This window comes from Variovorax sp. GW821-FHT10D07 (assembly GCF_059415325.1).
The window spans coordinates 212,332-232,188 of the sequence record NZ_JBWKMZ010000005.1 but is presented as its reverse complement, the minus strand read 5'-3'; the positions used below and the strand labels follow the sequence as shown (position 1 = coordinate 232,188).

Annotated in this window: 15 protein-coding genes and 1 pseudogene; 9 read left to right on the top strand and 7 right to left on the bottom strand. The window is 70.2% G+C overall.

The annotated features are described in order from the left end of the window. Window positions 1-7: 7 nt before the first annotated feature. From pnp to AC07PU_RS17895, 6 genes are all read right to left on the bottom strand, one after another. Entirely contained in the window at window positions 8-2,344 is a 2,337-nt protein-coding gene (pnp, locus tag AC07PU_RS17920; RefSeq protein ID WP_495319197.1) for a polyribonucleotide nucleotidyltransferase, read from the bottom strand. Window positions 2,345-2,550: 206 nt separating this feature from the next. Then, window positions 2,551-2,817 carry a 30S ribosomal protein S15 gene (rpsO, locus tag AC07PU_RS17915; protein WP_007837783.1) on the bottom strand — a complete coding sequence of 89 codons (267 nt, stop codon included), beginning with the start codon at window positions 2,815-2,817 and terminating at the stop codon, window positions 2,551-2,553. A 90-nt stretch (window positions 2,818-2,907) separates the two neighbouring features. Then, on the bottom strand, window positions 2,908-3,825 hold the full coding sequence (locus tag AC07PU_RS17910) for a DMT family transporter (RefSeq protein WP_495319195.1): 918 nt from the start codon (window positions 3,823-3,825) through the stop codon (window positions 2,908-2,910). A gap of 85 nt (window positions 3,826-3,910) precedes the next feature. Then, window positions 3,911-4,708 (bottom strand): helix-turn-helix transcriptional regulator, encoded by a 798-nt coding sequence (locus AC07PU_RS17905; protein ID WP_495319193.1) that lies wholly within the window; start codon window positions 4,706-4,708, stop codon window positions 3,911-3,913. After that, entirely contained in the window at window positions 4,709-5,917 is a 1,209-nt protein-coding gene (locus tag AC07PU_RS17900) for a pyridoxal phosphate-dependent aminotransferase (RefSeq protein WP_495319423.1), read from the bottom strand. After that, window positions 5,914-7,194 carry a branched-chain amino acid ABC transporter substrate-binding protein gene (locus tag AC07PU_RS17895; protein WP_495319191.1) on the bottom strand — a complete coding sequence of 427 codons (1,281 nt, stop codon included), beginning with the start codon at window positions 7,192-7,194 and terminating at the stop codon, window positions 5,914-5,916. Before AC07PU_RS17895 ends, AC07PU_RS17900 begins: the two co-directional genes overlap by 4 nt. Before the next feature lie 388 nt (window positions 7,195-7,582). Here AC07PU_RS17895 and AC07PU_RS17890 point away from each other — a divergent pair, with 388 nt between their 5' ends. Further along, a complete protein-coding gene (locus AC07PU_RS17890; protein WP_495319189.1) occupies window positions 7,583-7,957 on the top strand; it encodes an Hsp20/alpha crystallin family protein in 375 nt (124 codons plus the stop codon). Between the two features lie 70 nt (window positions 7,958-8,027). Here AC07PU_RS17890 and tsaD read toward each other — a convergent pair whose 3' ends face one another. Next, window positions 8,028-9,080, bottom strand: a complete 1,053-nt coding sequence (tsaD, locus tag AC07PU_RS17885) for a tRNA (adenosine(37)-N6)-threonylcarbamoyltransferase complex transferase subunit TsaD (RefSeq protein WP_296775896.1) — start codon at window positions 9,078-9,080, stop codon at window positions 8,028-8,030. An 80-nt stretch (window positions 9,081-9,160) separates the two neighbouring features. Between tsaD and AC07PU_RS17880 the strand changes: the two genes are divergently transcribed. The 8 genes and pseudogenes from AC07PU_RS17880 to cobA all read left to right on the top strand — a co-directional run bounded on the left by AC07PU_RS17880 (window position 9,161) and on the right by cobA (window position 19,816). Beyond that, entirely contained in the window at window positions 9,161-10,453 is a 1,293-nt protein-coding gene (locus tag AC07PU_RS17880) for a nitrate- and nitrite sensing domain-containing protein (RefSeq protein WP_495319187.1), read from the top strand. 339 nt (window positions 10,454-10,792) lie between these two features. Further along, window positions 10,793-12,037, top strand: coding sequence for a CmpA/NrtA family ABC transporter substrate-binding protein (locus tag AC07PU_RS17875; protein ID WP_208510835.1), 1,245 nt, complete (start codon window positions 10,793-10,795; stop codon window positions 12,035-12,037). A gap of 10 nt (window positions 12,038-12,047) precedes the next feature. Further along, window positions 12,048-12,971 (top strand): nitrate ABC transporter permease, encoded by a 924-nt coding sequence (ntrB, locus tag AC07PU_RS17870; protein WP_495319184.1) that lies wholly within the window; start codon window positions 12,048-12,050, stop codon window positions 12,969-12,971. Then, window positions 12,968-13,777: an ABC transporter ATP-binding protein gene (locus AC07PU_RS17865; RefSeq protein ID WP_093339406.1), complete on the top strand. Its 810-nt coding sequence runs from the start codon at window positions 12,968-12,970 to the stop codon at window positions 13,775-13,777. Before ntrB ends, AC07PU_RS17865 begins: the two co-directional genes overlap by 4 nt. Before the next feature lie 90 nt (window positions 13,778-13,867). Then, window positions 13,868-15,180, top strand: a pseudogene (locus AC07PU_RS17860) (FAD-dependent oxidoreductase); the annotation flags it as partial. Continuing rightward, complete coding sequence (locus AC07PU_RS17855; RefSeq protein ID WP_495319421.1) at window positions 15,166-17,895, top strand: nitrate reductase; 2,730 nt, start codon at window positions 15,166-15,168, stop codon at window positions 17,893-17,895. The pseudogene AC07PU_RS17860 and the gene AC07PU_RS17855, both read left to right, overlap by 15 nt. A 206-nt stretch (window positions 17,896-18,101) precedes the next feature. Then, window positions 18,102-19,007 carry a DNA-binding protein YbiB gene (gene ybiB, locus AC07PU_RS17850; RefSeq protein WP_495319182.1) on the top strand — a complete coding sequence of 302 codons (906 nt, stop codon included), beginning with the start codon at window positions 18,102-18,104 and terminating at the stop codon, window positions 19,005-19,007. Next, window positions 19,004-19,816 carry a uroporphyrinogen-III C-methyltransferase gene (cobA, locus tag AC07PU_RS17845; protein ID WP_495319180.1) on the top strand — a complete coding sequence of 271 codons (813 nt, stop codon included), beginning with the start codon at window positions 19,004-19,006 and terminating at the stop codon, window positions 19,814-19,816. Before ybiB ends, cobA begins: the two co-directional genes overlap by 4 nt. Window positions 19,817-19,857: the final 41 nt, after the last annotated feature.

Genomic DNA, 19,857 nt, shown 5'->3' with positions numbered 1-19,857 from the left:
GGCCTTCTTACTCCTGCGACTCGCGCGGAGCCTGCGGCTGCTGCGACTCGCCGGCCGGAGCCTGGTCGTTGCGCGGCTGCTGCTGGTCGTTGTTGAAGCGCGGAGCGCGCTCGCCACGGTCGCCGCCGCGATCACCGCGATCGCCGCGATCACCACCACGGTCGCCGCGGTCACGGCGCTCGCCGCCACGGTCACCACGGTCTTCGCGCGGCGGGCGCTCGCTGTATTCCATGCCGGCCGGACGCTCGGTCAGCGCCTTCATCGACAGCTTGACGCGACCCTTGTCGTCGGTCTCGAGGACCTTGACCTTCACGATCTGGCCTTCGCTCAGGTAGTCGGTCACCTTCTCGACGCGTTCGTGCGCGATCTGGCTGATGTGCAGCAGGCCGTCCTTGCCGGGCAGCAGGTTGATCAGCGCGCCGAAGTCCAGGATCTTGGTGACCGGGCCTTCGTAGATCTTGCCGATCTCGACCTCGGCCGTGATCTGCTCGATGCGCTTCTTGGCCTCTTCGGCCTTGGCCGGATCGGTCGACGCGATGGTGATGGTGCCGTCTTCGTCGATGTTGATCTGCGTGCCGGTTTCTTCCTGCAGGCCGCGGATGACCGCGCCGCCCTTGCCGATCACGTCGCGGATCTTCTCGGGATTGATCTTCAGCGTGGTCAGGCGCGGTGCGAACTGCGACACGTCGGCCTTGGCCTCGCCCATCGCTTCCTGCATCTTGCCCAGGATGTGCATGCGCGCTTCCTTGGCCTGCGCCAGCGCCACCTGCATGATTTCCTTGGTGATGCCCTGGATCTTGATGTCCATCTGCAGCGCGGTGATGCCGTTGGTCGTGCCGGCCACCTTGAAGTCCATGTCGCCGAGGTGGTCCTCGTCGCCCAGGATGTCGGTCAGCACCGCGAAGCGGTTGTCTTCCTTGATCAGGCCCATGGCGATGCCGGCCACGTGGGCCTTCATCGGCACGCCGGCGTCCATCATCGAGAGGCAGCCGCCGCAGACCGAAGCCATCGACGAGGAGCCGTTCGACTCGGTGATCTCCGACACCACGCGCACGGTGTAGGGAAATTCTTCCTTGTTCGGCAGCACGGCGACGAGCGCGCGCTTGGCGAGGCGGCCGTGGCCGACTTCACGGCGCTTGGTCGAGCCCATGCGGCCGACTTCACCGGTGGCGAAGGGAGGCATGTTGTAGTGGAACAGGAAGCGGTCTTCGAACTCGCCGGCCAGCGCGTCGATGCGCTGCGCGTCGCGTTCGGTACCCAGCGTGGTCACGACCAGCGCCTGGGTCTCGCCGCGCGTGAACAGCGCCGAGCCGTGGGTGCGCGGCAGCACCGAGTTGCGGATCTCGATCGGGCGCACGGTGCGCGTGTCGCGGCCGTCGATGCGCGGCTCGCCTTGCAGGATCTGGCTGCGCACGATGCGCGCCTCGATCGCGAACAGCAGGTCGCTGACCTTACCCGCGTCGAATGCGGCGCCTTCGGCCTTCAGGGCCTCGTAGACGCTGGCATTGGCTTCGCGCAGGGCCTGGGTGCGGGCCTGCTTGCTGCGGATCTGGTAGACGGCGCGCAGCTTCTCTTCGGCCAGGCCGTTGACCTTGGCGATGAAGTCCTCGTCCTTGGCTTCGGGCGCCCAGGTGCCTTCCTTGAGCCACAGCGGCTTGCCGGCTTCGCGCACCAGTTCGTGGATGGCGTTGATCGCCAGCTTGCCCTGCTCGTGGCCGAAGACCACGGCGCCGAGCATGATGTCTTCGGCCAGCTGCTGGGCTTCGGACTCGACCATCAGCACGGCGGCTTCGGTGCCGGCCACGACGAGGTCCATCTGCGAATCCTTGCGCGCGGTCTGGCCCGGGTTCAGCACGTATTGGCCGTTGATGTAGCCCACGCGCGCGGCGCCGATCGGGCCGTCGAACGGAATGCCCGAGACCGACAGGGCGGCGCTCACGGCGATCATCGCGGCGATGTCGGCGTCGACTTCGGGGTTCAGCGACACGGTGTGGATCACCACGTGCACTTCGTTGAGGAAGCCCTCGGGGAACAGCGGACGGATCGGGCGGTCGATCAGGCGGCTGGTCAGGGTTTCGTGCTCGCTGGGCTTGGCTTCGCGCTTGAAGAAGCTGCCGGGGATCTTGCCGGCGGCATAGGTCTTCTCGATGTAGTCGACGGTCAGCGGGAAGAAGTCCTGGCCCGGCTTGGCGGTCTTGGAAGCGACCACGGTGGCCAGCACGACGGTGCCGTCGATGTCGACCAGCACGGCGCCCGTGGCCTGGCGGGCGATTTCGCCCGTTTCCATGACGACGGTCTTGTCGCCCCATTGGAAGGACTTGGTGACTTTGTTGAAGAGGCTCATGTTTGCTCCTGTTTTAGTAGCAGATCATCGAAGATCCGCACGGCTCGGAGGGCTTTTTCAGAACACGATGCCATTCCAGCGAAGCTCGATTCGAACTTCCCTGGAATGACACAGCTTCGCTCTGTAGGGCACCCCGAAAGTGGTTCGCGAAGTAAAAAACGCCTGAGCTAGCGGACTAACCCAGGCGTTTTTTCATGCGATTCGGCTTACTTGCGCAGGCCCAGCTTGGCGATCAGCGCGGTGTAACGGTCGGCGTCCTTGGACTTCAGGTAGTCGAGCAGCTTGCGACGGCGGCTCACCATGCGCAGCAGGCCGCGACGGCCGTGGTGGTCCTTGGCGTGCGTCTTGAAGTGGGGGGTGAGCTCGTTGATGCGGGCGGTCAGCAGTGCGACTTGCACTTCGGGGCTGCCGGTGTCGTTGGCGGCGCGGGCGTTGTCCTTGACGACTTCGGCCTTGATGGAGGCTGCGATCATTGGTTTTTCCTTTGTTCCGGTGGTGTTTGACTTGCGGTGGGTGCTGGAACTGCGCTCACCGTGCGCCTTGCGGCATGCAAAGCCTTGGGATTATACATCGGCCGTCCTGGGCGCCCCTTCCCGGTGCCGCCCGTCGAGCGAGACCAGCGCCACCGCCCCCAGCACGCAGATCGCGCCGGCGATCTGGGGCCAGCCCACCGGTTCGCCGAGCCACCAGGCCGCGAGGGCCAGTGCCGACACCGGCATCAGCGCCGTGAACAGCGCCGCCTCGGCGCCGCTCAGCCGGGCCGCGCCCGCGTACCAGAGCAGGAAGCCCGCCACCGTCGGCACCAGCGCGTAGTAGGCCACACCGGTCAGCGCCGCGGCCGGCACGGGCTGCAGCCAGGCACGCTCCAGCAGCGCGGGCAGCAGCGACAGCAGCAGCCCCAGCGCGGTCATCGCGCTCGACTGCGCGAGCGGCGGCAGCGGCACGCGCAGCCGCTTGTTGAGCAGGATGAACAGCGATTCGAAGGCCACCGCACCCAGCACCAGCAGGTTGCCGAGCAGCGCGGCCGGCGTGCGCGCGCCGCCCTCCCCGCCCGGTCGCAGCGTGATCGCCAGCACGCCCAGGCTCGCGAGCACGATCCCGCCCAGCAGGTAGCGCCCGGGCCGCTCGCGCAGCGCGAGCACCGCCACCAGCGCGGCGATGGCCGGCAGGGTGCCGGCCACCACGCCCGCGTCGGCCGCCGGCGCCCAGCGCAGGCCCAGGATCAGCAGCACCGTGTAGCCCACGCTGCCCGCGGCCGCCTGGCACAGCAGCAGCCAGGCATCGTGCCGGTCCGGGCGCGGCCAGCGCACGCGCATCCACCGCATCAGTACCACGAACACCGGCAGCGCCAGCGCGAAGCGCAGCGCGGTCGCCGTGAACGGCGGCAGGCCGCTCGCGATCAGCTTGCTCGCGACCACCGTGCTGCCGACCGTGACCATCGCGAGCGCGCACAGCCACATCCCCTTGCTGCGTTCCGACATGCTTTTCGCCCTTCTTTCATTTGCAGAAAGAGCGAGCGTCTCCCGCCGGCGGCACGGCGGTCTTGAACGAAATTGCAGGACCGGCTCAGGCGCCGTGCGCGGCCGCGTATGCGCCAGGCGTGAAGCCCAAGAAACGGACGAAAGCCCGCGTCATGTGGCTCTGGTCGGCAAAGCCGGCGCCGGCCGCGGCATCGGCCAGCGCCCGGCCCTGCGCGATCAGCCGCCGCGCGCGCGACAACCGGCACTGCTGCAGCCAGGCATGCGGCGGCAGCCCGAAGGCGGCCGCGAAGCCGCGCAGCAGTTGCCAGCGACTCAGGCCGGCCTCGTGCGCGAGCTCGGCGAGCGTGGGCGCGGCCACGCAGTCGTCGGCGATGCGTGCCCGCGCGCGCTCCAGCGCCACGGAGGCGATGCGAGGCACGGGCTCCGGCGCCAGCGCGCCCGGTGCATCGCGCAGCAACTCGAGCACGCCCTGCTCGAGCGCCAGCGCATCGGCGCCCTCGGCCACGCCCGCGAACAGCCGCTCGACCCCGTGCCGCAGCGCCGGATCGTTGAGCACCGGCCGCGTCAGCTCGAGCCCGGGCGCGGCATCGGCCAGCAACGCGGGCGCCAGGTGCAGCATGCGCCAGGCGCGCGCCTCGCCGCGCAGCGCGACGCCGTCGTGCACCTCGCCGGGGTTGACCGTGATGACGTCCCCGCGCACCGCCTCGACCGCACCGCGGCCGCTGGCCGAGCGCTGGCCGCCGCGGTCGATCACGCCGATGCCGTAGACGTCGTGCATGTGGCGCGGAAAGCTGCGCGCCGATTCGGCCGCGATCGTCTGCAGGCCCGGCAGCGCCGAGCCGCGGACGCGCACGGCGTCGACGGGCACGGGCCTCGGCGTCATTCAGCCCTGCTTGGCGAGCCAGCCGCGCAGGCGCTCCACGCCCTGCACCAGCCGCTGCGGATCCTTCGAGGCGAAGCACCAGCGCAGCCAGCCCTGACCCTCGGGCGCGAAGGCATTGCCGGGCGCGAGCCCGAGCCCGGCCTCGACCACCAGCCGCTTCGCCACCTCGAAGGAATCGTCGAAACCCTCGAGCCGGAAGAAGGCATACATGCCGCCCTTGGCCGGTGCCACCTGCACGCCCGGCACGGCCGCGAGCAGCGGCACCAGCGTGTCGCGGCAGTGCTTGAGGTGCGCCACCACGCGCGGCGTGATCTCGGCCGTGTGCTCGATCGCCACCACCCCGGCGCGCTGCGTGAACACGCTCGCGCACGAGGTGTTGAACTCGATCAGCTTGCCGATGCCATCGACCAGCGCGGGCGGCAGCACCAGCCAGCCCAGGCGCCAGCCGGTCATCAGGAAGCTCTTCGAGAAGCTGTGCGTGACCACCAGCCGGTCGTCGGGCCGGGCGATGTCGAGGAAGCTCGGCGCGCAGCCGTTGGCCGTGGGCTCGAAGTACAGGCGCTCGTAGACCTCGTCCGCGAGGATCCAGGTGCCGGTCTCGCGGCAATGGTCGAGCACGGCCTGCTGCTCCTCGCGCGTCATCGTCCAGCCGGTCGGATTGTTCGGCGCGTTGACTATCAGCAGCTTGGTGGTCGACGTGACCGCCGCGCGCAGCGCCTGCAGGTCCAGCGTCCATTCGCCCTGCACCGGCACCAGCGGCACCGTGCGCACCGTCGCGCCGAGGATCGCGGGCTGTGCCGTGAGGTTGGGCCACACGGGCGTCACCGCGACCACCTCGTCGCCGGCATCGACCAGCGCCTGCACCGCGAGCATCAGCGCGCTCACGCCGCCCGAAGTGACGGCGATGCGCGAAGCATCGACCGCGGGATGCAGGCTGCTGGTGTAGCGCGCGATCGCCGCGCGCAGCTCGGGCAGGCCGAGGTTGTGGGCATAGAAGGTCTCGCCGCGCTGCAGCGAATCGATCGCCGCCTGGCGGATGACTTCGGGCGTGACCTCGTCGCTCTCGCCGAACCAGAAGGCGAGCACGTCGCTGCGGCCGAGGCCGGCATTGGCGACTTCGCGGATCTTGGAGGCTTCGAGGTTGTGGATGGCTTGGCGCATGCTGTGTTTTTCTTTCGTTGTCGTCGTGTCTTCGCTTCGTGCCTTCAGGGGCGCTTCATCTTGCACGAAGTCGGCAGCTCCGCGCGCTCGGGGGCAATGGTCTTGATCACGCGGAAGCCGTAGCCCGAGCCCTCGACGTCGAACTGCACGCCCGGACGGCCCTGCTTGTCCATCACGCCGACCACGAGCTGCTGCTGGAACTGGTGATCGGCCGCGCGCATGCGCCCGCGCTGGCCATACAGCGTGACGTCGGCCTGCTCGAGCGCGCGCGCCACCGCCACGGTGTCGGTGCTGCCCGCGCGCTCGAGCGCCTGCGCCAGCGACTCGATCAAGAGCTGCATGCGCATGTGGACGTAATCGTCCGCGGGCTTCGGAAAGCGCGTGCGGAAAGCGCGGTAGAAGGCCTCCGACTGCGGCGTCTGCACATTCGGCAACCAGTCGGCCACCGCGATCACGCGGCCGATGCCGGCATCGCCGATGGCCGCGGGCGCGCCCAGCGCATTGCCGTAGAAGGTGTAGAAGGTGCCGTTGAAGCCGGCCTCGCGCGCGGCCTTCACGAGCAGCGTGAGGTCGTTGCCCCAGTTGCCCGTGACCACCGCCTGCGCGCCGCTCGCGATGATCTTGCTGGCGTAGGGCGCGAAGTCCTTCACCTTGCCCAACGGATGCAGCTCGTCGCCGACGATCTCCACGTCGGGCCGCAGCGCGCCGAGCTGGCGCCGCGATTCGCGCAGCACCGCCTGGCCGAAGCTGTAGTCCTGTCCCAGCAGGTAGATGCGCTTGAGCGCGGCATCGTCCTTCACCACGTCCATCAGCGCGGCCACGCGCATGTCGGCATGGGCGTCGAAGCGGAAGTGCCAGAAGCTGCAGCGCTCGTTGGTCAGCGAGGGCTCGACCGCCGCGTAGTTGAGGAACAGCATGCGCCGCTGCGGGTCGCGCTCGTTGTTCTTGTCGATCGCATCGATCAGCGCCGCCGCGGTGGCCGAGGAGTTGCCCTGCAGCACGATGCGCGCGCCATCGTCGATCGCGGCGCGCAGCGCCGATAGCGCTTCCTCGTTCTGCCCCTTGCTGTCGTAGCGGTCGAGCTGCAGCGGCCGCGCGCCGCCCGGCAGCCTGATGCCGCCGCGCGCATTCACGCGCTCCACGGCCCACAGCAGGTTGCGGAACACCGCCTCGCCGGTGTTGGCGAACGGGCCGCTCATGCTCTCGATCAGCGCGAGGCGGATGGGTGCGGGCGGGGTCTGCGCGAGCGCCGCGAAGGGCCTCGCGCATAGCGACAGTGCCGCGAATTTCAAGGCCTGGCGGCGCTCGAAAAAGCTGGAATTCATTGACTTGAAACGCGCGCCGCTGGGCTCGGGGCCTGCTATCACTATGCAAGGGGTCGCGCTGATGCGCCAAGGGGCTGGATGCAAGGCGCCCGTGCGCAGCAAGGCTCATGCCTTGCAAGCGCGGGCAACGCCGCAGACGGCCCCTTGGCGCAGCAGCCCGGAGGGAAGCTCGCCAATGCCCGCCCCTCGGCGTTGCGCTCCTAGCGTGTGCGGACGCACACGCGTCGTCACGCGCCTTGACGGGCGGGCATTGGCGAGCTTCGCGACCCCTTGCATAGTGATAGCAGGCCCCCAGATGAGGTTTCAAGCGGCACTCAGGATTGAACGGCCGCGCAGTGTAAGGGACACACATTCCATGTCCCCATTGTGTTCATTCAGGAGTACTTCCATGTTTTTCGCACCCGCTCTCCGCGCCACCCGCTTCACCCCCCGCGCCCATGATCGCGCCTTCGAACGCTTCGTGAACGATGCCTTCGCCGGCACCGCGCGCCGCTCGCCGCTGGTCGAGCAGGACGACAAGAGCTGGACCCTGTCGCTAGACGTGCCCGGCTTCGCCCGTGAAGACCTGGGCATCGGCATCGAAGGCGCCGTGGTCCGCATCGAGAGCAAGGCCGACGCCAAGCGCCAGTTCAAGGCCGCCTACGAGCTGCCGCTGGACATCGACGCGGCTGCCAGCGAAGCCAAGCTCGAGAACGGCGTGCTGACCCTGAAGCTCGCCAAGGTGGTGCCGGTCAGCCAGGTCTCGCAGCTGCAGATCAACTGATCACAGACGCAACCGACCTGCGAAAAAGCCCGCGCAGCGACGAGCCGCGCGGGCTTTTTCATGGGCGCTCTCAGGCGGTGGCGGGCAGGTCCGCCGACAGCGAGGCCATCGGCCAGCGCGGCTTCACGTCGAAGGCATAGCGCTCGGTAGGCTGCGACAGCCCCGACTGCAGCCGCATCGCCGCGGCCATCGCGATCATCGCGCCGTTGTCGGTGCACAGGTGCAGCTCGGGGTAGTGCACGCGCACGCCACGCTTGGCGCAGGCCGCATTCAACTGCTCGCGCAGCATGCGGTTCGCGCCCACGCCACCGGCCACCACCAGCCGCTTGAGACCGGCCTGGTCGAGCGCGGCCAGCGATTTCTTCAGCAGCACCTCGACGATCGCCGCCTGCGTGGAAGCAGCGAGGTCGGGCTTGCGCGCCTCGAGCGCGTCGCCGAGCTTCTTGGCCTGCGTGAGCACGGCCGTCTTGAGGCCGGCGAAGGAGAAGTCGAGGTCGCCGCTGTGCAGCAGCGGGCGCGGCAGCTTGAAGGCCGCCGGATCGCCGCCCTCGGCCAGCTTGGCGAGCCAGGGGCCGCCGGGGTACGGCAGTCCCATGAGCTTGGCGCTCTTGTCGAAGGCCTCGCCGGCCGCGTCGTCGATGGTCTCGCCGAGCAGCTCGTAGCGGCCCACGCCGTCCACGCGCATGAGCTGGGTGTGGCCGCCCGAGACCAGCAGCGCCACGAAGGGGAACTCGGGCGGGTCGGCGCTCAGGAACGGCGACAGCAGGTGGCCCTCGAGGTGGTGCACGCCGAGCACCGGCTTGCCGAGCGCCGCGCCCAGCGCGCAGGCCACGCCCGCGCCCACGAGCAGCGCGCCCGCGAGGCCGGGGCCGCGCGTGTAGGCGACCACGTCGACCTCGGCCAGCGTGCGCCCGGCCTCGGCCATCACGGCATCGGTCAGCGGCAGCACGCGGCGGATGTGGTCGCGGCTCGCGAGTTCGGGCACCACGCCGCCATAGGCCTGGTGCATCGCGATCTGGCTGTGCAGCGCATGCGAGCGCAGCACCGGCAGCGCGTCGCCATGCGACTCGACCAGCGCCACGCCGGTCTCGTCGCAGGAGGATTCGATTCCTAGAAGCAGCATGGCCGCGAGTGTAGGCGGCGGGCGGTAGGGGGTGCTGGCGCGGGGGTACGGCACGGATGTTGCTGCTCGCCCGGCACCCCATGAAATCCGGACTGCACTTCCTGATCGCCGCGCGGCGCAGCGAGATCGACGCGCTCGAGCAGCTCGCGCGCACCAGCGAGCTGGTCGGCGCCGTCGGCCGGCTCGTGCATGCGCTGCAGCGCGAGCGCGGCCTGTCGAATGTCTTCCTGGCCTCGCGCGGCGCGCGCTTCCGCGACCAGCGCGATCCGCAGATCGCCGAGTGCGTGGCGCTCGAGCAGGCGGTGCGGCTGGGCTTCGACCGGCTCGAGGCCGAGGCGCAAGGCCGCGCGGGCGACGGCAACCACACGCGGCTGTTCAGCCGCATCGCCTGGGTGCTGCCGGGCCTCGATGGCCTGCCGGCCCTGCGCCGGCGCATCGGCGCGCTCGAACTGCAGCCCGCGCAGGCCACCGCGGCCTTCGCCAAGCTGGTCGCGGGGCTGCTGTCGGTGGTGTTCGAGGCCGCCGACGGCGCCACCGACCCCGAGATCTCGCGCCTGCTGGTGGCGCTGTTCAACTTCATGCAGGGCAAGGAGTTCGCGGGCCAGGAGCGCGCCCTCGGCGCCGCCGCCCTCGCCACGGGCCGCGTCGACGACGCGCAGCGGGCCCAGTGGCTGCACCTGGTCGAGTCGCAGGAGCGCTGCTTCCAGGTCTTCACCGAGTTCTCCAATCCCGCGCTGCTCGCGCTGTGGCGCCAGAGCCAGAGCGACAGCACCTTGGCCGGGCTCGAGCGCATGCGCCGCATCGGCACCGTGCATCCGGGCGCGGCGCCCGCGGGCGGCCTGCCCGACCCGCGGCTGAGCCAGGCCTGGTTCGACTGCTGCAGCGCGCGCATCGACGCCATGCGCACCGTCGAAGACCGGTTGGCCGATGACCTGCGGCTGCAGTGCGGCCACAAGACCGAACAGGCGCGGCGCGAGCTCGAGGACTACCGGCGCCTGCTCGACACCCTGGCGCCGCGCGACGACGGCGAGCGCTTCTTCGACGACGTGCTGGCGCCGGTACCGGCCGCCGCGCGTCTCGCCGCGCCCGAGGCCGCCACGCTCTACGGCCGCACGCTCGAGCGCTCGGTGCTCGACATGGTGCAGGCCCAGTCGCGCCGGCTGCAGGCCATGGGCGACGAGCTCGAGACCGTGCGCGCCTCGCTCAACGAGCGCAAGCTGGTCGAGCGCGCCAAGGGCCTGCTGATGGCGCACCGCCGGATGAGCGAGGAAGAGGCGCACAAGATGCTGCGCCAGACCGCGATGAACCAGAACCGCCGGCTGGTCGACGTGGCCGAGTCGGTGCTCGCGATGGCCGACTACCTGCCACGCTGATCGGTCCGCTCTGGTGCAGTGCACAACAACCGTGCCTTCTGAGGCGCCGGCCGCCCTTCCCCACCGAATCGAAGGCCCGGGCGCACCCATACGGCGCATCGAGCTAGCAAAGCCATAGCAAAACCACGCGCGCCGAGGCTGGCACGCGCTTTGCTCAAGACAGTGCATGAGGCCTTCGGGCCTCCAGGCAGAGGGCCCCCAATGGCGGGGGCCGTCCACCGACCCGGACAAAGGCGTCCTTATCCCGCGGGGCTGGCTCGTTTGCGAGCAGCCCCCTGCGGTGGTGAGGACGCCTTTTCGTTTTTGTCTTCCGCCTTTCTCTTCGCAGGAGTCCGCCCCATGTCCGATCCGCTGCAAACCAAACTGAGCCGGCGCCGCGTGCTGCAGGCCGCCGCCATCGGCGCCGTCGGGATCGATCCCGCGCTGCGCGCCGCCGTCTGGGCCCAGGGCTCCGACAAGCCCGAGAAGGAGGAAGTCAAGATCGGCTTCATCCCGCTGACCGACTGCGCCAGCGTGGTGATGGCCTCGGTGCTGGGTATCGACAAGAAGTACGGCGTGAAGATCGTGCCGAGCAAGGAGGCCAGTTGGGCCGGCGTGCGCGACAAGCTGGCCAACGGCGACCTCGACATGGCCCACGTGCTCTACGGCCTGGTCTACGGCATGCACCTCGGCCTGAGCGGCCCGAAGAAGGACATGGCCGTGCTCATGACCCTCAACAACAACGGCCAGGCGATCACGCTGTCGAAGAAGCTGGCCGACAAGGGCGCGGTCGACGCGGCCTCGCTCGCCAAGCTGATCGCCAGCGAGAAGCGCGAATACACCTTCGCCCAGACCTTCCCGACCGGCACCCACGCGATGTGGCTCTACTACTGGCTCGCCTCGGCCGGCATCGACCCGTTCAAGGACGTCAAGAACATCACCGTGCCGCCGCCGCAGATGGTGGCCAACATGCGCGTGGGCAACATGGACGGCTACTGCGTCGGCGAGCCCTGGGGCCAGCGCGCGATCATGGACGGCATCGGCATCACGGCCATCACCACGCAGGACATCTGGAAGGACCATCCCGAGAAGGTGCTCGGCACCACGGCCGAGTTCGCGAAGAAGTACCCGAACACCGCGCGCGCCGTGACCGCCGCCGTGCTCGAGGCCGGCAAGTGGATCGACACCGGCCTGCAGAACAAGAACAAGATGGCCGAGACCATCGCCGACAAGAGCTACGTCAACACCAGCGTGGACGCGATCAACCAGCGCATCCTGGGCCGCTATGTCAACGGCCTGGGCAAGAGCTGGGACGACCCCAACCACATGAAGTTCTACAACGGCGGCGCGGTCACCTTCCCCTACCTGTCGGACGGCATGTGGTTCCTCACGCAGCACAAGCGCTGGGGCCTGCTCAAGGAGCATCCCGACTATCTCAAGGTCGCCACCGAGATCAACCGCATCGACATCTACAAGCAGGCGGCCGCCGCCACGCAGACGCCGGTGCCCAAGGACCCGATGCGCAGCAGCAAGCTGTTCGACGGTTCGGTCTGGGACGGCAAGGACCCGAAGAAGTACGCCGAGTCCTTCAAGCTTCATGCATAGGGAGAACACCATGGTCAGCGCAGTCTTCCATTCGCCGCTCGAGGCGGTCGCAGCGCCCTCGGCTCCAGCCATCGCGGCCAAGCCCGCCGCCGCCACCGCGGCACCCGTTCGCCCCGTGCCCGCGCGCGAGCCCAAGGCGCGCACCCCGCTCGACCTGCGCGCCTTCTGGATGCGCGTGCTGCCGCCGCTCGCGGGCTTCGGCCTGCTGCTGCTGGTGTGGGAGATCGTGGCCATGCGCAGCACCACCGGCTTTCCCTCGCCGCTGGCGGTCTGGCAGCAGGCGCTCACAGTGTTCAGCGATCCCTTCTACAGCAAGGGACCCAACGACCAGGGCGTGGGCTGGAACGTGCTGTCCTCGCTGCAGCGCGTGGCGCTGGGCTTCGGCCTCGCGGCGCTGGTCGGCATTCCGGCCGGCTTCGCGATCGGGCGCTTCGAGTTCCTTTCGCGCATGTTCAATCCGCTGATCAGCCTGCTGCGCCCGGTCTCGCCGCTGGCCTGGCTGCCGATCGGCCTCTTGGTGTTCAAGGGCGCCAACCCGGCCGCGATCTGGACCATCTTCATCTGCTCGATCTGGCCGATGGTGATCAACACCGCCGTGGGCGTGCAGCGCGTGCCGAGCGACTACATGAACGTGGCCAAGGTGCTGAACCTCAGCGAATGGAAGATCCTCACCAAGATCCTGTTCCCCGCCGTGCTGCCCTACATGCTGACCGGCGTGCGGCTGGCCGTGGGCACCGCCTGGCTGGTGATCGTGGCGGCCGAGATGCTGACCGGCGGCGTGGGCATCGGCTTCTGGGTCTGGGACGAGTGGAACAACCTCAACGTCGCCAACATCATCATCGCGATCTTCGTGATCGGCATCGTCGGCCTGGTGCTCGAGTTCGCGCTGATCAAGCTCGCGACGGCCTTCACGTTCGAAGAGGTGAAATCATGATCGACGAATCGAAGTACATCGAGATCCACGGCGTCGAGCAAGCCTTCAAGACGCCCAAGGGCCGCTTCGTCGCGCTGCGCGACGTCCACCTCGGTGTGGCCAAGGGCGAGTTCATCACGCTGATCGGCCATTCGGGCTGCGGCAAGTCCACGCTGCTGAACCTGATCGCCGGCCTCACCACGCCCACCGCCGGCGCGCTGCTGTGCGCCAACAAGGAGATCAAGGGCCCGGGCCCCGAGCGCGCGGTGGTGTTCCAGAACCATTCGCTGCTGCCCTGGCTCACCTGCTTCGAGAACGTCTACCTCGCGGTCGAGCGCGTGTTCGCCGCCACCGAGAACAAGGCGCAGCTGCGCGCGCGCACCGACGCGGCGCTGGCGCTGGTCGGCCTCACGCCGGCGGCGCAGAAGCGCCCCGGCGAGATCTCGGGTGGCATGAAGCAGCGCGTGGGCATCGCGCGTGCGCTGTCGATGGAACCCAAGGTGCTGCTGATGGACGAGCCCTTCGGCGCGCTCGACGCCCTCACGCGCGCCAAGCTGCAGGACGAGCTGCTGGCGATCGTGCAGAAGACCCGCAGCACGGTCGTGATGGTCACGCACGACGTGGACGAGGCCGTGCTGCTGAGCGACCGCATCGTGATGCTGACCAACGGCCCGGCCGCCACCATCGGCGAGGTGCTCACGGTCGACATCCCCCGCCCGCGCAACCGCGTCGAGCTCGCGGAGGACCCGGCCTACGTGCATGCGCGCAAGGCCGTGATCGACTTCCTCTACACGCGCCAGGGGCACGTGGAGAAGGCCGCGGCCTGACTCGGGTGCGCGCCGGGCCGCCCGGCGCATGGGTGCGCACCAGCGCCTCGCCCGCTCGATATCCGCTCGGTCGCAGAAAGGCAGGGCCCCATGAAGAAGATGAAACTCGTGCTGATCGGCAACGGCATGGCCGGCGTGCGCACGCTCGAGGAGCTGCTGAAGATCGCGCCCGGCCTCTACGACATCACGGTGTTCGGCGCCGAGCCGCATCCCAACTACAACCGCATCATGCTGTCGCCGGTGCTCGCGGGCGAGCAGACGCTCGACGAGATCGTGCTCAACGGCTGGGACTGGTACCGCGACCATGGCATCGCGGTGCATGCCGGAAAGAAGGTGGTCGAGGTCGACCGCGTGAAGCGGATCGTGCGCGCCGACGACGGCACCGAGGCCGCCTACGACCGCCTGCTGGTCTGCACCGGCTCCACCCCCTTCATGCTGCCGGTGCCCGGCAAGGAGCTCGAGGGCGTGATCGCCTACCGCGACATCGCCGACACCGACTGCATGATCGAGACCGCGCGCACGCACCGCCATGCGGTGGTGATCGGCGGCGGCCTGCTGGGCCTCGAGGCCGCCAACGGCCTGATGCGGCGCGGCATGGAGGTGACCGTGGTGCACGTCATGCCCTGGCTCATGGAACGCCAGCTCGACGAGGCCGCGGCCCGGCTGCTGCAGCAGTCGCTCGAGGAACGCGGCCTGAAGTTCAGGATGGGCGCGCAGACGCAGGAACTGGTCGGCGGCGAGCAGGGCCGCGTCACCGCGATCCGCTTCAAGGACGGCAGCGAGGTCCCGGCCGACCTGGTCGTGATGGCCGTGGGCATCCGCCCCAACGTCGAGCTGGCCGAGCGCATGCGGCTGCACTGCCACCGCGGCATCGTGGTCACCGATACCCTGCAGACCGTGACCGACGCGCGCATCTACGCGGTCGGCGAATGCGCGGCGCACCGCGGCATCGCCTACGGCCTGGTGGCGCCGCTGTTCGAGCAGGCCAAGGTGGCGGCCAACCACCTCGCGCAGTTCGGCATCGGCCGCTACCAGGGCTCGCTGACCTCGACCAAGCTCAAGGTCACGGGCATCGACCTGTTCAGCGCGGGCGAGTTCATGGGCGGCGAAGGCACCGAGGAGATCGTGCTGAGCGATCCCTTCGGCGGCGTCTACAAGAAGCTGGTGCTCAAGGACGACAAGCTGGTGGGCGCCTGCCTCTACGGCGACACGGTGGACGGCAGCTGGTACTACGCGCTGGTGCGCGAGGGACGCAGCGTGCAGGAGATCCGCGACCGGCTGATGTTCGGTGAAGCCCTGGCCGGCGATGCCGGTGGCGAGGGCGAACCCAAGGCGGCCTCATGACCGACACCCGTTCCACCTGCCCCTACTGCGGTGTCGGCTGCGGCGTGATCATCGAGTCCGAGGGCGCGCAGATCACGGGCGTGCGCGGCGACCCCGATCACCCCGCCAACTTCGGCCGCCTCTGCACCAAGGGCTCGACCCTGCACCTGACGGCCAGCGCGCCGATCACGCGCCAGACGCGGCTGCTGCGCCCGATGCAGCGCGCGCGCCGCGGCGAGGCGCCGCAGCCGCTGGGCTGGGACGCGGCGCTCGACGATGCGGCCGGCCGCTTCGCCGGTATCGTGCAGGCGCACGGCGCCGACGCGGTCGGCTTCTACGTCTCGGGCCAGCTGCTGACCGAGGACTACTACGTCTTCAACAAGCTCGCCAAGGGCCTGGTCGGCACCAACAACATCGACACCAACTCGCGCCTGTGCATGAGCAGCGCGGTGGCCGGCTACAAGCAGACGCTGGGCGCCGACGCGCCGCCTGCCTGCTACGACGACCTGCGGCATGCGCAGTGCCTGTTCATCGTCGGCAGCAACACCGCCTGGGCCCATCCGATCCTGTTCAGGCGCATCGAGGACGCGAAGGCCGCCAACCCGGCGCTGAAGATCGTGGTGGCCGACCCGCGCCGCACCGACACGGTGGAGATCGCCGACCTGTTCCTGCCGCTGCAGCCAGGCACCGACGTGATGCTGTTCAACGGCATGCTGCACCTGATGCTGCGCGAAGGCTGGATCGCCGCCGACTACATCGCGGCCCATACCAGCGGCTTCGAGGCGCTGAAGGCCACGGTGGGCGACTGCACGCCCGAGACGGTGGCACGGGTCTGCGGCCTGTCGACCGCGCAGCTGTTCGAGGCGGCCCGGCTGTTCGCCACCTCGCCGGCCACGCTGAGCCTGTACTGCCAGGGCCTCAACCAGTCCTCGAGCGGCACCGCGAAGAATGCCGCGCTGATCAACCTGCACCTGGCCACGGGCCAGATCGGGCGCGCGGGCGCGGGGCCGTTCTCCCTGACCGGCCAGCCCAATGCGATGGGCGGGCGCGAGGTCGGCGGCCTCGCGAACCTGCTGAGCGCGCACCGCGATCTCGCGAACCCCGCGCACCGCGCCGAGGTGGCGGCGCTCTGGGGCGTGCCCTCGGTGCCCGCGCGGCCCGGCAAGACGGCGGTCGAGATGTTCCAGGCCGCGGCCGACGGCGAGATCCGCGCGCTGTGGATCGCCTGCACCAATCCGGCCCAGTCGATGCCCGATCAGGCCACGGTACGCCGCGCGCTCGAGCGCGCCGAGTTCGTGGTGGTGCAGGAAGCCTTCGCCACCACCGCCACCTGCGCCTACGCCGACCTGCTGCTGCCGGCCACCACCTGGGGCGAGAAGGAAGGCACGGTCACCAACAGCGAACGCCGCATCTCGCGCGTGCGCCCCGCCGTGCCGCCGGCCGGCGAGGCGCGCCACGACTGGTCGATCGCTGCCGAATTCGCGCGCCGGCTCGAGGCGAGGCTGGGCCGCGCGGCCACGCTGTTCGCCTACGAGAACGCCGAGTCGGTCTGGAACGAGCACCGCGAATCGACGCGCGGGCGCGACCTCGACATCACCGGCCTGAGCTGGACGATGCTCGAGCATGCCGGCCCGCAGCAATGGCCGCTGCGCGAGGGCGAAACGGTCGGCCGCGCCCGCCTCTACGAGGACGGCGTGTTCCCCACGCCCGACGGCCGCGCGCGCTTCGTCGACACCGTCTTCCGCCCGCTGGCCGAGCCGCGCGAGCCGCGCTGGCCGTTCTCGCTCAACACCGGCCGGCTGCGCGACCAGTGGCACGGCATGAGTCGCACCGGCAACGTCGGCCGGCTGTTCGGCCACGTGGCCGAGCCCGCGGTGCAGATGAATCCGCAGGACATGGCGCGGCGCGCGCTGCGCGAGGGCGACCTGGTGCACCTGAGCTCGCGGCGCGGCTCGATCCTGCTGCCCGCGCGCGCCAGCGAGGAGATTGCGCCCGACCAGGCCTTCGTCGCGATGCACTGGGGCGGCGAGTACCTGGGCGGTTCGTCCTCCACGGGTACGCCGCTCGCGGGCATCAACGCGCTGACCACGCCGGCCTACTGCCCAACTTCGAAGCAGCCCGAGCTCAAGCACGTGCCGGTCAAGATCCTCAAGGCCGAGCTGCCCTGGTCGCTGCTGGCCATGGCCTGGCTGCCCGACGACGACGCGCTGGCCGCGCGCCGCGCGCTGCAGGCGCTGATGGCGGCCTTCCCGTTCGCGGCCTGCGTGCCCTTCTCGGGCGCCGACGGCAGCCGCGGCGGCCTGCTGTTCCGCGCCGCCGCCCACGAGGCGCCCGACGACGCCCTGCTCTCGCGCATCGAGGGCCTGCTGGGCCTGCAGGCGCCCGACACCCTGCGCTATGCCGACCGCCGCCGCGGCCAGCGCCGCGCGGCGCGGCTGGCGCGCCGGGCCGACGGCGCGCGGCTCGAGGCCTTCCTTTTGGGCGGCGACACCAGCGCCGAGGCCTGGATCGCCACCGTGCTGCGCGAGGAGCTGCCGGCGCAGGACTACGGCCGGCTGCTGCTGTCGCCCGGCGCGCGCGCCCCGGTGGCGGTGCAGTCGCGCGGCAAGCCGGTCTGCACCTGCTTCAACGTGACCGACCTCGCGATCGAGCGCCAGCTGCGGCACTGCGACGGCTCGCCCGCGGAACGGCTGGCCGCGCTGCAGGGGGCGCTGAGATGCGGCACCAACTGCGGGTCGTGCATTCCCGAGCTCAAGCGGCGGGTGCGCTCGACGCCGGTGGAGGCGCTGGCGTGAGCCGTGCCCTGCCTTGCTCCTTCCCCCGCTGGGGGAAGGCGGGGATGGGGGCAGCGGGCCGTGCCATCGCCGGGCACGCATCCAGCGCCCGGCGCCCCCACCCCAACCCTCCCCCAGCGGGGGAGGGAGCACAAGCCCCCGTGCCCAGGACAGGCATAAGCGAACTCTCATTCCGGCATAAGCCTTGCGGGACAATCCGCCTACCCATGGGAATCAGCCACTACATCAAGGAAATCGGCCGGGGCGCGCGCGGCGCCCGGCCGCTGTCGCGCGAACAGGCCTGCGACCTGTTCGGCCAGGTGCTCGACGGCACCGTCACCGACCTCGAGATCGGCGGCTTCTGCCTCGCGATGCGCATCAAGGGCGAAACGCCCGAGGAGATGGCCGGCTTCCTCGATGCCACGCATGCGCGGCTGGTGCGCTTTCCCGCCACCGAACGCCCGCTGGTCGTGCTGCCCAGCTACAACGGCGCGCGCAAGCTGCCGGTGCTCACGCCGCTGCTGGCGCTGCTGCTGGCGCGCGAGGGCCTGCCGGTGCTGGTGCACGGCAGCGCCACCGAAACCGCGCGCGTGCTGGCCTCCAACGTGCTCGAGGCGCTGGGCATCGCGCCGCTGGCCGCGGTGCGCGAAATCGCCGCCGGCGAGGCCGCCTTCGCCGCCACCGAGCTGATGAGCCCGGGCCTCAAGCGGCTGCTCGACGTGCGCCGCGTGGTCGGCCTGCGCAACCCGGGCCACAGCGTGGTCAAGCTGATGCAGCCGGGCGCCGGTGCCTGCGTGGTGGTCGGCAGCTACACCCATCCCGAATACGCGCGCGTCATGGCCGACACCTTCGAGCTCACCGGCATGACGGCGCTGCTGTCGCGCGGCCTCGAGGGCGAGGTGGTGTCGGACCCGCGCCGCACGGCCCAGATCGACGGCTTCGTGCGCGGCGTGCGCACCGAACTGCAGGCCCAGCAGCCCGGCACCGACCCCGAGGTGCCCGGCCTGCCGAAGGACATCGACGTCGCGACCACGGCCGACTACACGCGCCGCGTGCTGGCGGGCGAGCTCCCCGTGCCCGAGGCGATCGCCACGCAGGTCCGGTACATCACGCAACTGGCATCCCACGCATGACAACGAACGCCCCCACCCCTTCCCTCATCGCCGGCCGCTGCACGCTGGTGGGCGCCGGCCCGGGCGACCCCGAGCTGCTGACCGTCAAGGCCGTGAAGGCGATCCAGGCCGCCACGGTGCTGCTGGTCGACGACCTCGTGAACGACGCCATCGTGCAGGCTTATGCCCGGCCCGATGCGCGCATCGTGCATGTGGGCAAGCGCGGCGGCTGCAAGAGCACGCCGCAGGCCTTCATCGAGCGGCTGATGATCACCGCGGTGCGCGAGGGCGAGACGGTGGTGCGGCTCAAGGGCGGCGACCCCTTCATCTTCGGCCGCGGCGGCGAGGAGGTCGAGCACCTGCGCGAGGCCGGCATCGAATGCGCGGTGGTCAACGGCATCACGGCCGGCCTCGCGGCCGTCACCGCGCTGGGCGTGCCGCTCACGCACCGCGACCATGCACAGGGCGTGGTGTTCGTCACCGGCCATGCCAAGACGGGTGCCGGCGCCGCCGACGATCCGACCGACTGGCGCACGCTGGCCGCGACCGCGCATGCAGCGCGGCTCACGCTGGTGATCTACATGGGCGTATCGGGCGCGGCCCGCATCGAGCGCGAGCTGCTGCACGGCCTGCCGGCCGGCACGCCGGTGGCCGTGATCCAGCATGCAAGCCTGCCGCAGCAGCGCCACGTCGCGACCACTTTGGGCCAATTGCAGCGCGGCATCGCCGAGGCCGGCCTCGCGAGCCCGGCCGTGATCGTGGTGGGGGACGTGCTGCGCGGCCTGGCCGCCGCCGGCCTGCCGGCGGACGCGGACCGCTTCGGCACCTGATCCCCACACGGGCCGTGCGCGCCGTACGCCCTAAGGCGTAG